General features: G+C 75.7%; 12 protein-coding genes. 6 read left to right on the top strand and 6 right to left on the bottom strand.

Annotation, left to right across the window (positions count from 1 at the left end):
- The first annotated feature begins 86 nt into the window (after nucleotides 1-86).
- The 5 genes from ACIRS1_RS10810 (at nucleotide 87) to ACIRS1_RS10790 (ending at nucleotide 2,892) form a co-directional block, all read left to right on the top strand.
- Complete coding sequence (locus tag ACIRS1_RS10810) at nucleotides 87-791, top strand: alpha/beta hydrolase (RefSeq protein WP_360214314.1); 705 nt, start codon at nucleotides 87-89, stop codon at nucleotides 789-791.
- Nucleotides 792-946: 155 nt separating this feature from the next.
- On the top strand, nucleotides 947-1,300 hold the full coding sequence (locus tag ACIRS1_RS10805; protein ID WP_360214316.1) for a DUF6204 family protein: 354 nt from the start codon (nucleotides 947-949) through the stop codon (nucleotides 1,298-1,300).
- A gap of 71 nt (nucleotides 1,301-1,371) precedes the next feature.
- Complete coding sequence (locus ACIRS1_RS10800) at nucleotides 1,372-1,905, top strand: MarR family winged helix-turn-helix transcriptional regulator (protein WP_402838427.1); 534 nt, start codon at nucleotides 1,372-1,374, stop codon at nucleotides 1,903-1,905.
- A gap of 32 nt (nucleotides 1,906-1,937) precedes the next feature.
- A complete protein-coding gene (locus tag ACIRS1_RS10795; protein WP_402838425.1) occupies nucleotides 1,938-2,303 on the top strand; it encodes a sulfurtransferase TusA family protein in 366 nt (121 codons plus the stop codon).
- 136 nt (nucleotides 2,304-2,439) lie between these two features.
- Nucleotides 2,440-2,892: a hypothetical protein gene (locus ACIRS1_RS10790; protein ID WP_360214322.1), complete on the top strand. Its 453-nt coding sequence runs from the start codon at nucleotides 2,440-2,442 to the stop codon at nucleotides 2,890-2,892.
- A gap of 223 nt (nucleotides 2,893-3,115) precedes the next feature.
- Here the strand turns inward: ACIRS1_RS10790 and ACIRS1_RS10785 are convergent, their stop codons facing one another.
- The 3 genes from ACIRS1_RS10785 to def all read right to left on the bottom strand — a co-directional run bounded on the left by ACIRS1_RS10785 (nucleotide 3,116) and on the right by def (nucleotide 6,218).
- Nucleotides 3,116-4,549, bottom strand: a complete 1,434-nt coding sequence (locus ACIRS1_RS10785; protein WP_402838422.1) for an RsmB/NOP family class I SAM-dependent RNA methyltransferase — start codon at nucleotides 4,547-4,549, stop codon at nucleotides 3,116-3,118.
- 138 nt (nucleotides 4,550-4,687) lie between these two features.
- Entirely contained in the window at nucleotides 4,688-5,632 is a 945-nt protein-coding gene (fmt, locus tag ACIRS1_RS10780) for a methionyl-tRNA formyltransferase (RefSeq protein ID WP_402838420.1), read from the bottom strand.
- Between the two features lie 40 nt (nucleotides 5,633-5,672).
- Nucleotides 5,673-6,218, bottom strand: a complete 546-nt coding sequence (gene def, locus ACIRS1_RS10775; protein WP_402838418.1) for a peptide deformylase — start codon at nucleotides 6,216-6,218, stop codon at nucleotides 5,673-5,675.
- Nucleotides 6,219-6,497: 279 nt separating this feature from the next.
- Here def and ACIRS1_RS10770 point away from each other — a divergent pair, with 279 nt between their 5' ends.
- On the top strand, nucleotides 6,498-7,109 hold the full coding sequence (locus ACIRS1_RS10770; RefSeq protein ID WP_402838417.1) for a hypothetical protein: 612 nt from the start codon (nucleotides 6,498-6,500) through the stop codon (nucleotides 7,107-7,109).
- 179 nt (nucleotides 7,110-7,288) lie between these two features.
- Here ACIRS1_RS10770 and ACIRS1_RS10765 read toward each other — a convergent pair whose 3' ends face one another.
- The 3 genes from ACIRS1_RS10765 to coaBC all read right to left on the bottom strand — a co-directional run bounded on the left by ACIRS1_RS10765 (nucleotide 7,289) and on the right by coaBC (nucleotide 12,069).
- The gene (locus ACIRS1_RS10765) at nucleotides 7,289-9,373 is read right to left on the bottom strand and encodes a primosomal protein N' (RefSeq protein WP_402838415.1); all 2,085 of its coding nucleotides are present in this window, start codon (nucleotides 9,371-9,373) and stop codon (nucleotides 7,289-7,291) included.
- 93 nt (nucleotides 9,374-9,466) lie between these two features.
- Nucleotides 9,467-10,675, bottom strand: a complete 1,209-nt coding sequence (metK, locus tag ACIRS1_RS10760; protein WP_402838413.1) for a methionine adenosyltransferase — start codon at nucleotides 10,673-10,675, stop codon at nucleotides 9,467-9,469.
- Between the two features lie 134 nt (nucleotides 10,676-10,809).
- Nucleotides 10,810-12,069, bottom strand: coding sequence for a bifunctional phosphopantothenoylcysteine decarboxylase/phosphopantothenate--cysteine ligase CoaBC (coaBC, locus tag ACIRS1_RS10755; protein WP_360214336.1), 1,260 nt, complete (start codon nucleotides 12,067-12,069; stop codon nucleotides 10,810-10,812).
- Between the last annotated feature and the right edge of the window lie 141 nt (nucleotides 12,070-12,210).

Below are 12,210 nucleotides of genomic sequence, written 5' to 3'. Positions count from 1 at the left end.
CGGCCGGGTCCGGCGGTCCCCGCCCGACCACCACGACCCGCCCGCGGAACCGTAGAATCCGCGGGTACGCACCAGGGAGGGATCGAGTGTTCCGAGCACGACGGCCGCGCGCCGCCCAGCTGACCCCGCCACCAGGAGGCGACGGCGCGACCGGCCGGGTCACCGGCGTCGTCCTGCTCCTGCCCGGCGGCTTCCTGCGCAGCCGGCGCGGCCCCCTGAAGGTCGCCGAGCTGGGACTGCGCGACCTCGCGGCCGAACTCACCGCCCGCGGCCGCCCGCACGGGATCGCCGTCCACCTCCTGCGCTACCGCTACAGCGGCTGGAACGGCGCCGACGCCGACACCGCCGTGGACACCCGCTGGGCTCTGGACGAACTCGCCCGCCGCTACGGCGACGTCCCCGTCGTCCTCGTCGGCAACTCCCTCGGCGGACGCGCCGCCTTCTGGTGCGCCGGCCACCGCAACGTCGTCGGGGTCGCCGGAATCGCCCCCTGGCTGCCGAGCGGCGACCCGGTCGAACAGCTCGCCGGCCGCCGCGTCCTGATCGTCCACGGCACCGGTGACCGCAGCGCCGCCAACGCCGTCCAGTCGCTCGAGTACGCCCTCCGGGCCCGGCCCGTCAGCGCGGACCTCGCCCGGTACGAGGCACCCGGCGCCAACCACTACCTGATCCGCGAGGCGGCCGACATCAGCGCCATCACCACCTCCTTCAGCCTCGCCGCGCTCGACGCCGAACCGGCCCCGCCCGCTCCGGGCACCGTCTGCACCCGTCTTCCGGCGGCCCGTTCGTAACCGCGATCTCCCGGCGGCCTGTTCGTAACCGCGCCCCGTCCACCGGGTGCCCGGCCGGGCAGCGCCCCGCCGCGCGTCGCGCCCGCCCGGCCGCGCACGTCCGCACCCCGGAATCGTGTTGGCGACCGGGCGGCCGGGCCGCCTATGGTCGGGGGATGACCACTCGAACCTTCCGCATCACGGTGCGCGGCGTCTTCGACGGCCTCAGCGCCGAGCAGCGTGCCGAGCTCCTCGCCCGGGCGCCCGAGCACGACGTGCTGCGCGCCGCCTTCACCCCCGAGGGCCACCTCAGTTACGACCTCGCCGCCCGCACCGCCTTCACCTTCCGTTTCCTGGACTCGGGCGAGGCGGAGGAGGACGTCCTGGCGGCCACCGAGCGCGCCGAGCTGGCGGCGCAGGAGTGGCTGACCACGCGCGGCTACGGCTACAAGAACCTGCGCTCGCTGGCGGAGGACCTCTCCCAGGCTCCGCTCGGCAAGCGGCAGCGCCGTGCCGCCCGGGCCGACTGACCCCCTCCCCCCTCCGCTACCTCCTTGACGGCCGAGCACGGCGATATGCTTGAGCAGTCAAGGAGGTAGCAATGATGACCCCGCAGGCCAACCCGCCCGACCCAGCTCAGCCCGACCCGGGCCCCGCACCGTGCGACCCCACCCGGCCGGACCCGCTCGACACCGCCCTGCGCCTCGTCCGAGCCCAGGCCGCCGTGATCAGGCGCTTCGACGCCACCCTCAGCGGCCTGCACGGCGTGAGCCTCTCCGACTTCACCCTGCTGCTGCACCTCGGCGCCGCCCCCGGCGGCCGGATGCGCCGCGTCGACCTCGCCGAGGCCCTCGGCCTCACCGCCTCCGGCGTCACCCGCGGGCTGGCACCCCTGGAACGGATCGGCCTGGTCTCCCGGGAGGCGGCGGCGCGCGACGCCCGGGTCGCCTACGCCGCACTGACGCCCACCGGACGCGAACGGCTCGCCGAGATGCTGTACACCGCCCACCGGACCGCCGCCGACCTGTTCACGGCCGACCAGTGGGGCGCCGACGACCTGGGCCGGCTCTCCACCCTGCTCACCCGCCTCGGCGGCACCGCCCCCGACCAACGCCCCGGCCGCCCCCCGACCTAGGCTGAACCCGCACCACGAGCTCCACCCACACCATGAACATCACCCGCGCCACCCACACCAGCACCAGCACCAGGAAGGACGGGACGATGCCCCAGGCGCCCGACACCACCACCCCCGACCTGACCGTCGACGGCACCGGCCTGCTCTGCGTCCAACTGCTGCTGCGCCTGCGCGCCCGGATCGCGGACCTGCCGGCCGGCGCGGTGGTCCACATCCACACCACGGACCCCGCCGCCCCGCTCGACCTGCCCGCCTGGTGCCACCTGACCGGCCACGACTACCTCGGCCCGGTCCCCCACCCGGCCACCGACCGGGAGGTCTACGCCCTGCGCCTCACGGCCGCCGCCCGCCCCACCCGCGCCGACCGCCCCTGGCACACCGCCCCGGCCGCCGACTGACGCCGCGCCGGCTCCCGGCAGGCGCCGGGGCGAGCACAGCAGGCCCGCCCTCAGCCGGGCCCCGGAGCCTCCGCCGACCCGGTGTGCCACGATGAGGGGAGCCGAACAGCCGGGCACCACAGGGAGGTTGACCGCCGTGGATCCGATCCTCAGTTGCCTCTGGCAGGACCAGGACGGCGAGTGGGCACTGACCGTCAGCCATCACGACGACGGCTGGGAGCTGGTCGCCGCCGCACCGCACTGGTCCGAGTCGCTCCCCTTCACGGACCGGGACGAGGTCCGCCGGCTCGCCCAGGCCCTGCTGGACCTGCCCGCCGACCCCGAGCCGTACGAGTGCGAATGGCACCTCTCCCGTTCGGAGTCCGACGGCTCCGAGGGCGAGCACACCCACTACGCGACCTTCGCCGTCGGGCTCGACCCCACCGACGACCACCGCCCGTACCTCGCCTACCAGTCCTACTACCACCGGGGTCACGGTGCCGCGCTCGGCCTGGAGGTGATCTGCGAGGACCCGCCGGTCGACCAGCTGCGCGCCCAGGCCCGCGCCTTCCTCGCCGGCCTGCGGGACGACCCGCCGCGCCGGCCGTGACGGCCGCCGGCACGGACCGGCGGCCGGGCCGGCCCCGGGCGTGTCGGCCCGCGCCGACCGCTCCGGTGCGACTGCCGAACTCCCCGGCGCCACGAACCCGTTGAGCACCTGTCGGCCACCCGCCGACCGTCGACGGCGGCGCCGGAAGCTCCGCCTCCGCCGACACGCACCGGGACGGCACGCCGCCCCTCCCCGCCGGGAGGGGTCGGCCGCCGCTACCGGGTCAGGCGGTCCGCCGCAGCAGCGCCAGGTACATCGCGTCCGTCCCGTGCAGGTGCGGCCAGAGCTGCACGTCCGGCCCGTCCCCGAGCGCCGGGACACCGGGGAGCAGCGGGCGGGCGTCGATCCACTCGACACGGCCGCCCTCGGCGCGCAGCACGTCGTCGACGACGGCCCGGGTCTCGGCGAGGTGCGGCGAGCAGGTCGCGTAGCCGACCACGCCGCCGATCCGGGTGGCCTCGACCGCCGAGCGCAGCAGGTCCCGCTGGAGCGGGCCGAAGGCCGCGACGTCGGCCGGGCGGCGCCGCCAGCGCGCCTCCGGCCGGCGGCGCAGCGCGCCCAGGCCGGAGCAGGGCACGTCGACCAGCACCCGGTCGAAGCCGCCGGAGCGCCAGGCCGGGCGGGTGCCGTCCGCGGCGATCACGGTGTAGGGCCCGGGGTTGCCGTCGAGGGCCCGCGCCACCAGGCGCGCCCGGTGCGGCTGCTTCTCGCTGGCGACCAGCCCGGCGCCGCGTTCGGCGGCGAGGGCGCCGAGCAGCGCGGCCTTGCCGCCGGGGCCGGCGCAGCCGTCGAGCCAGAGTCGGTCGGGGCCGTCCAGCGGCGCGTTCGCGAGGGCGAGGGCGACGAGCTGGCTGCCCTCGTCCTGGACGCCGGCGCGGTTCTCCTGCACGGCGGTCAGCGCGCCCGGGTCACCGCCCTCGGCGAGCCGCAGGGCGACCGGGGACCACCGGCCGGGCAGCGCCTCGGGCAGCGCGTCGGCCAGTTCGCCGACGGTGGCCCGGCCGGGCCGGGCGACGAGCGTCACCTCGGGCCGCTCGTTGTCGGCCCGCAGCAGCTCCTCGATCGCGGTGCGCCCGGACGCGTCGGGCTGCCAGCGCCCGAGCGAGTCCCAGAGGGCCGAGACGACCCAGCGCGGGTGCGAGTGGACGACGGCGAGGTGGTCCTCGGCGTCCCGGTCGTACGGCGGGGCGACCTGCTCGATCCAGGTGTCCAGGTCGTGGGCGCTGATCCGGCGCAGGACGGCGTTGACGAACTTGGCCTTGCCGTCGCCGAGCACCACCCGGGCCAGCTCGACGGTGGCCGAGACGGCCGCGTGGCTGGGGATGCGGGTGGTGAGCAGCTGGTGGGCGCCGAGCGAGAGGACGTCCAGCACCGGCGGGTCGACCTTGCTGAGCGGCCGGTCGATGCAGGCGGCGATGACCGCGTCGTAGGTGCCCTGCAGCCGCAGGGTTCCGTAGACGAGCTCGGTGGCGAGGGCGGCGTCGCGCCGGTCCATGCCCTTCTGCTCGGCCTCGCGCAGCAGCGACGGCAGGATCAGGTTGGCGTAGGCGTCGCGCTCGTCGACGGCACGCAGCGCGCGGAACGCGACGATCCGGGCCGGGTCCTTCTTCGGGCGGCGGTGCGGGCGGGGGGCGCGGTTGGCGCTGGGAGTGGTCATCGGTGCCTCAAGGTGCTGCGGTGGCTATCGGGTACTGGTCGTTCAGGGGTGCTGCTGTCGGGCTGCCGCCGTCCTGGTCCTCGTGGACCGAACGGTCCGGTCCACGAACAGTAACGCCAAAGCGCCAGCCCGGCCGGATCAGGCCCCGGCTGCGAAGCGCTCGCCGGACTCCAGCCGCGCGCCGCGCGCCCAGTCCGCCGCCCGCATCGCCTTCTTGCCCTGCGGGCGGACCTCGCCGAGCTCGACGTCGTGGCTGCCGGTGCCGACCCGCACGCTGTTCTTGCCCACCACGGCCAGCTCGCCGGGCGCCAGGTCGGCCGACTCCGGCAGCAGCCGGACCGGACCGGTGACCTTCAGGCGCTCGCCGCGGAACTCCGTCCAGGCGCCCGGCGCGGGGGCGCAGCCGCGCACCACCCGGTCGATCCGCAGCGCGGGGTGGGCCCACTCGATCCGCGCGTCCTCGACGGTGATCTTCGGCGCGAGGGTGATCCCCTCGGCCGGCTGCGGGACGGCGTGCAGCGAGCCGTCCGCGATGCCGTCCATGGTGGCCGCGAGCAGCCGCGCACCGGACAACGAGAGCCGGGTGAGGAGTTCGCCGCTGGTGTCGGTGGGGCGGACCTCCTCGGTGATCACGCCGTAGACCGGGCCGGAGTCCAGGCCCTGCTCGATCAGGAAGGTGGACGCGCCGGTGACCTCGTCGCCGGCCAGCACCGCGTGCTGGACGGGCGCCGCGCCGCGCCAGGCGGGCAGCAGCGAGAAGTGCAGGTTGACCCAGCCGTGCTCGGGGATCTCCAGCGTGCCGGGGCGCAGCAGTGCGCCGTAGGCGACCACCGGGCAGCAGTCGGGGGCGAGTTCGGTGAGCCGGGCGACGAAGTCCGGGTCGCTCGGCTTCGCCGGCTTGAGGACCTCGATCCCGGCCTCCTCGGCGCGCTGGGCGACGGGGCTGGCGACGAGCTTGCGGCCGCGGCCGGCGGGGGCGTCGGGGCGGGTGACCACCGCGACGACCTCGTGCCGGTCGGAGGCGAGCAGGGCGTCCAGGGCGGGAACGGCGACCTCGGGGGTGCCGGCGAACACGAGGCGCATCAAGTGCCTTTCTGCAGAGGGGGAGCGGACGACGCCGGAGTCAGCGCGCGGAGCCGAAGGTGCTGTGCGGGGAGACCTTGACGACGGGGGCGGGGCCGCCGCCCCAGTCGGTGTCCCGGATCGCCTTCAGGGCGGCCTTGCGCTGCTCGCGGTCGAGCCGGTCGATGAAGACGATGCCGTCGAGGTGGTCGGTCTCGTGCTGGATGCAGCGGGCGAGCAGCCGGGTGCCCTCCAGGGTGACCGGGTCGCCGTACATGGTGAAGCCCTTGGCGACGACGCCGTACGCGCGCTTGGTGTCGTAGCGCAGGCCGGGCAGGGACAGGCAGCCCTCGGGGCCGTCCTGCTCCTCCTCGGTGAGCGACAGGTCCGGGTTGACCAGGTGCCCGGTCACGCCGTCCACGTGGTAGGTGAACACCCTCAGGGAGACGCCGAGTTGGGGCGCGGCGAGGCCGGCGCCGGGGGCGTCGAGCATGGTGTCGGTGAGGTCCCGGACGAGGGTGCGCAGTTCCTTGTCGAAGGTGGTCACCGGCTGTGCGGTGGCCCGCAGGACGGGGTCTCCGAAGAGACGGATCGGCTGGATCGCCACGAGGAACGGGCTCCTGTCCGTAGAAATCCGCAGCATTGGGGTCCCGCCAAGTCTATGCAACGCGCGGGGGCCTCCGCCCGCGCCCCCGACCCCGCGGACGCACCCGCCGCGCACCCCTCCCGCACCCCCGGCACCGGCTACTGGCATATCCCGAGTCTGTCGCGCGGCGTTACCCCGGCCCCCGCTCCGGCGTTGGTCAAGTGAGATTGACCGGGGTCGGGGCGCACGGGACACCGCGCCCCGGCCGAGCCGAACCGTACGGAAGGTGGCACGTAGGCCATGGCCGAGCAGATCAACCACGACGCCCGGGCGCGGGCGAGCCTTCACCTGCTGGTGCGGGACATCGAGCGGGTGAGGCGGCAGGTCGACGCGCTGCGGACGCTCACCGCCCAACTGGGCAACGTCTACCGGCCGCGCCGCCCGAGCACCTCGGCCGGCTTCGTGGTGTACGGGCGGGCGCCCGCGCCGACGGTGCGGCTGGCGCAGGAACTGCGGGAGAGCGTGGAGACCCTGGTGGCGGCGGCGGTCGAGTTCGACCGGGCGCTGGGCTTCTCCTGGGACTCGGTGGGCTCGGCCCTCGGGGTCACCAAGCAGGCGGTGCACCGCCGGTACGGGATGCGCCGCCCCACCAGCGAACTCCTCGCCGCCAGCGGCGCCGTCCCGGGCCCGGGCCGCCCGGACCGTTCCGAGGAGCTGCCGGCGGCGCCGTCCGGCGGCCTGGCCGCCACCGTCCCGGCGGCCCGCCAGGGCGGGCTGGACCGCACCGCCCTCGAACGCAACGCCCTGGAGCGCACCGCCCTCGAGCGCAGCGCGCTGGAGCGCACCACCGGGGACCGCACCGCGCCGGACCGCGCCCCGGTCGACCGCACCGGCATCCCGCTGCGCGGCTGACCCTTCCGGCCCGGGCCACCCGGGGCGGGGTGGCCCACTCACCCCGCCCCTCGCGCCTGCCCCTCGCCCCCGCCACGGCCCGCACCCCAGCGCGTCCCCGGCCGGCACCCCGGCCCCCGTACCCCCGGCCGGCACACCCCGGCCGCGCGCCCCAGGCCGGCACCCCGCCCCCGCCACGGCTACCCGATGTCGGTCGGGTCCACCCGCACCCGCACCGCCTCCGGCGTCCGCAGCGCGATCCGCGCGATCTGCGCCGCCTTGAGCGCCGCCGCCAGCGCCGCCCCCTGCCCGGGCGGCACCCGCAATAGAGCGCGTTCCTGCTCCTCCCCCCGCAGCGCCGGCGCCGGCACCGGCCCGAGGACGTCCGCCTCCGACGGCAGCCGGATCAGCCCCAGCAGGTCGGCCACCGCCGCCGGGCTCCCGCTCACCGAGGCCATCCGCGACACCGGCGGGAAGTGCAGCTGTGCCCGTTCGTCGCGCTCCAGCCCGGCGTGCCCGAGCGGGTCCCAGCGGACCAGCGCCTGCACCGGCCGGGCCGAGGGCTCGGCGACCACGACGACCGTCCCGCCCTCCTCGGCGGGCCGGACCAGTGCGGCGGCCGCCAGCCAGAGCCGCAGCGTCTCCTCCCCCGCGCGCAGGTCGGGCCGGCTCAGCAGGGCCCAGCCGTCCAGCAGCAGCGCGGCGCCGTACCCGGTGCCGCCCTCGACGACCGGCTCCGCGCCGGGGGTGGAGATCACCAGCGAGGGCTCGTCGGCGACGGTGGCCAGGACGGCGTCCCGCCCGGAGGTGCGCACCGGGACCCGTGGGAAGGCCTTGCCGAGCTCCTCCGCGGTGCGCCGGGCGCCGATCACCTGGGCCCGCAGCCGGAACGAGCCGCACTCGGGGCAGTGCCACTCCGTCTCCGCCTGCCCGCACCAGCCGCAGCTCAGCGCCTCGTCGGCGGAGGGAGCCTCCAGCGGGCCCTCGCAGCGCCGGCAGCGGGCCGGGGTCCGGCACCGGCCGCAGGCCAGCCGGGGCACGTAGCCGCGCCGGGGCACCTGGATGAGCACCGGGTGCCCGGCGGCCAGGGCCTCCCGGGCGGCCTCCCAGGCCACCGAGGGCAGTCGGGCGGCCTGGGCGGCGGCGTCGCGGTGCTGGTCCTGGTCCGTGACGGTCCGCACCCTCGGTGCGGCCCGCCGCACGGTCTCCCGGTCGGCGGCGAGCGGGCGGGCCCAGCCGGTGCTGACCAGCTGCGCGCCCTCCACCGTGACGGCGTGACCACCGAGCAGCACGGCCGCGCCCTCCTCCGCGGCGCGCAGCAGGGCGACCTCGCGCACGTGCGGGTGCGGGGCGCGCGGGTCGCTGTGGCTGTTGTCGCCGTCGGACCAGACGACGACCAGGCCGAGGTCGCGCACCGGCGCGAACATGGTGGCGCGGGTGCCGATCACGGCGTGCACCGAGCCGCGGCTCACCGCGAGCCAGCGCCGGTACCGTTCGCGCGGGCCGAGGTCGGCCTCCAGCGCGACGTGCCGGCCCGGCCCGAGCAGCTCGGTCAGCGCCCGGTCGACCCGGGCGACGGACCGCCCCTCGGGCAGCACGACGAGCGCGCCGCGCCCGCCGGAGAGCGTCGCCGCCACGGCCCGGGCGATCTCGTACGGCCAGCCGGGGCCGGGCAGCGCCGCCCAGACGGCGCGCGGCGAGCCGCCGGCGGCGAGCGAGGCGAGGAAGTCGGGACCGGCCGGGTAGCGCTGCCAGCCGCCGGGGGCGGGGGCGGGCGGGCGCGGCAGCGGGGGCGGCGAGGGTTCGGCCTCGGCCTTGGCGTGCCGCGGCGGGACGGCCAGCTGGAGGACGTCGGCGAGGGTGCCGGCGTAGCGGTCGGCGACGGTCCGGCAGAGCCGGAGGAGGTGCGGGGTGAGCACGGGCTCGGGCGAGAGGACCTGGGCGAGCGGCGCGAGCGGGCCGGGGAAGTCGCTCTTCTCCAGCCGGGCGACGATGAAGCCGTCGTGCAGTTCGCCGCCCTCGCGCTGGCCCTTGACCACGCGCGCGCCGAAGCGCACCCGGACCCGGACGCCGGGCCGGGCCTCCTCGGCCATCGCGGCCGGCACCTCGTAGTCGAAGAACTTGTCGATGGTGAGCACGCCCTTGTCCACCACGACCCGGGCCACCGGCAGGTGCTCGGCGCGCTTGGCGCCGCGCCACGTCCGGGGCTTGGCCCGCTTGACCGTCTCCCGGATGAACGCCAGCTGCTCCGGCTCGGCGGCCCCGTTCTCCCCTGTGCTGCTCATCGCTCCCAAGTACTACCAGGTCACACCGACAGTGCGCACGAAAGGCGGCGCCCGCCCCGGTCGGGGCGGGCGCCGCCTTTCGCGAGCGCGGGGTCAGTCCTGGACGGCGGCCTTCAGCTGCTCGACCCGGTCGGTGCGCTCCCAGGTGAAGTCCGGCAGCTCACGGCCGAAGTGGCCGTACGCGGCGGTCTGGGAGTAGATCGGGCGCAGCAGGTCCAGGTCGCGGATGATCGCGGCGGGACGCAGGTCGAAGACCTCGCTGACGGCCTTCTGGATGGACAGCACGGGCACGGACTCGGTGCCGAAGGTCTCGACGAAGAGACCGACCGGCTCGGCCTTGCCGATCGCGTACGCGACCTGCACCTCGGCGCGGCGGGCGAGGCCGGCGGCGACGATGTTCTTCGCCACCCAGCGCATCGCGTACGCGGCCGAGCGGTCGACCTTGGACGGGTCCTTGCCGGAGAAGGCGCCGCCACCGTGGCGGGCCATGCCGCCGTAGGTGTCGATGATGATCTTGCGGCCGGTGAGGCCGGCGTCGCCCATCGGGCCGCCGATCTCGAAGCGGCCGGTCGGGTTGACCAGCAGGCGGTAGTCCTCGGTGACGAGCTTGATGCCCTGCTCGGCCAGCGCCTTCAGCTCCGGCTCGACCACGAACTCGCGGATGTCCGGGGTGAGCAGCGACTCCAGGTCGATGTCACTGGCGTGCTGGGTGGAGACCACCACGGTGTCGAGGCGGACGGCCTTGTCGCCGTCGTACTCGATGGTGACCTGGGTCTTGCCGTCGGGCCGCAGGTACGGGATGGTCCCGTTCTTGCGGACCTCGGTCAGCCGGCGGGAGAGGCGGTGCGCCAGGGTGATCGGCAGCGGCATGAGCTCGGGCGTCTCGTCGGACGCGTAGCCGAACATCAGGCCCTGGTCGCCGGCACCCTGCTTGTCCAGGTCGTCCTCGTCGCCCTCGACCCGAGCCTCGTACGCCGTGTCGACGCCCTGGGCGATGTCGGGCGACTGGGCCCCGATGGACACCGAGACGCCGCAGGAGGCGCCGTCGAAGCCCTTCTTGGAGCTGTCGTAGCCGATCTCCAGGATCTTGTCCCGGACGAGCTGGGCGATCGGCGCGTACGCCTTGGTGGTCACCTCGCCGGCCACGTGCACCTGGCCGGTGGTGATCAGCGTCTCCACGGCGACCCGGGAGGTCGGGTCCTCCCGCAGGAGAGCGTCAAGGATGGTGTCGCTGATCTGGTCAGCGATCTTGTCGGGGTGGCCCTCGGTGACGGACTCCGAGGTGAACAGGCGGCGAGACACAGCGCTCCCTGGGGTTGCAGCGGCTGCTGACTGAAGGCCCCCGGTGACCGGGGACTTCCGGAAAGACTTGATTCCTGGAGTGTAACGGGCCGGTTCTGCGGAACGTCACCCGCTTCCACAAATCAAGACCGTTCTCAAGCAGGGCTCAATCGGCTCCCGCCGGTTTCCAGCCGCCGCGCGACGAGGTCCCAGACGACGTCCGCGAGGGCCTCCTTCGGACCGACCGGAACGGGCGTCTCACTGCCGTCCGAGCCCAGAACCACGGCCTCGTTGACGTCCGTGCCGAAGGCCTTGCCGTTGCCCACCTCGTTGACGACGAGGAGGTCGCAGCCCTTGCGGGCGAGCTTGGCGCGGCCGTTCGCGAGCACGTCGTCGGTCTCCGCCGCGAAACCCACGACCAGTTGGCCCGAACGGGGGCGGTGCGCCGACAGCTCGGCCAGGACGTCGGGATTGCGGACGAGGGCGACGGGCGCCGGCTCGACCCCCTCGACCTTCTTGATCTTGCCGGTGGCGTACTCGGCGGGCCGGAAGTCCGCCACGGCCGCGGCCATGACCACGGCGTCCGCGTCCCCGGCCGCCTTCAGCGCCGCCTCCCGCAGTTCCAGCGCGGTCGACACGTGCACCACGTCGACCCCGGCCGGGTCGGGCAGCTCCGCGTTGGCCGAGACCAACGTCACGCGCGCCCCGCGCGCCGCTGCCGTCACGGCGAGCGCGTAGCCCTGCTTGCCGGAGGAGCGGTTGCCGAGGAAGCGCACCGGGTCCAGCGGCTCGCGGGTGCCACCGGCCGAGACCACCACGTGCCGGCCGGCCAGGTCGGTCGGCACCGCGCCGCCGCGGCGCAGCACCGACCGGCAGGCGTCGAAGATCGCGGACGGCTCGGGCAGCCGCCCCTTGCCGGTGTCCTTGCCGGTGAGCCGCCCGACGGCCGGCTCCAGCACGATCACGCCGCGGCGCCGCAGCGTGGCGACGTTCTCCCGGGTGGCCGGGTGCTCCCACATCTCGGTGTGCATGGCGGGCGCGACCACGACCGGGCAGCGGGCGGTGAGCAGGGTGTTGGTGAGGAGGTCGTCGGCCAGGCCGTGGGCGGCCTTGGCGATCAGGTCCGCGGTGGCGGGGGCGACGACGACCAGGTCGGCCTGCTGGCCGATCCGCACGTGCGGCACCTCGTGCACGCGCTCCCAGGTCTCGGTGGCGGCCGGGCGGCCGGACAGCGCGGCCCAGGTGGCCTCGCCGACGAAGTGCAGCGCGGCCGCGGTGGGCACCACGGTGACCTGGTGGCCGGACTCGGTGAACCTGCGGAGCAGCTCGCACGCCTTGTAGGCGGCGATGCCGCCGCTGACGCCGAGGACGACGCGCGGCGCCTCCACCCCGGCCGGATCCGAAGTCGCGCTCATGCTCCCGCTCTCCTCCACTCCTGGGACGTGCACACCCTACGACCCCTCAGCTGCGACGCGCACTGTGGTGCCCGGCACAGCCCGCCGGCACCTTCACGCCACACCACGGCACCCCGCCGCACCCCCGGCGGCACCGGGCCC

Source organism: Kitasatospora sp. NPDC101176 (genome assembly GCF_044768035.1).
In the GTDB taxonomy this organism is placed as follows: Bacteria; Actinomycetota; Actinomycetes; order Streptomycetales; family Streptomycetaceae; genus Kitasatospora.
The sequence above is the reverse complement of the archived record's forward strand: the minus strand, read 5'-3'. Positions and strand labels throughout refer to the sequence as shown.

Bases quoted from the DNA above. Each gene is read 5' to 3' on its own strand.
- ACIRS1_RS10805 (WP_360214316.1), top strand. From the start codon at position 947: ATGACCACTCGAACCTTCCGCATCACGGTGCGCGGCGTCTTCGACGGC.
- ACIRS1_RS10800 (WP_402838427.1), top strand. From the start codon at position 1,372: ATGATGACCCCGCAGGCCAACCCGCCCGACCCAGCTCAGCCCGACCCG.
- ACIRS1_RS10795 (WP_402838425.1), top strand. From the start codon at position 1,938: ATGAACATCACCCGCGCCACCCACACCAGCACCAGCACCAGGAAGGAC.
- ACIRS1_RS10785 (WP_402838422.1), bottom strand. From the start codon at position 4,549: ATGACCACTCCCAGCGCCAACCGCGCCCCCCGCCCGCACCGCCGCCCG.
- fmt (WP_402838420.1), bottom strand. From the start codon at position 5,632: ATGCGCCTCGTGTTCGCCGGCACCCCCGAGGTCGCCGTTCCCGCCCTG.
- ACIRS1_RS10770 (WP_402838417.1), top strand. From the start codon at position 6,498: ATGGCCGAGCAGATCAACCACGACGCCCGGGCGCGGGCGAGCCTTCAC.
- ACIRS1_RS10765 (WP_402838415.1), bottom strand. From the start codon at position 9,373: ATGAGCAGCACAGGGGAGAACGGGGCCGCCGAGCCGGAGCAGCTGGCG.
- coaBC (WP_360214336.1), bottom strand. From the start codon at position 12,069: ATGAGCGCGACTTCGGATCCGGCCGGGGTGGAGGCGCCGCGCGTCGTC.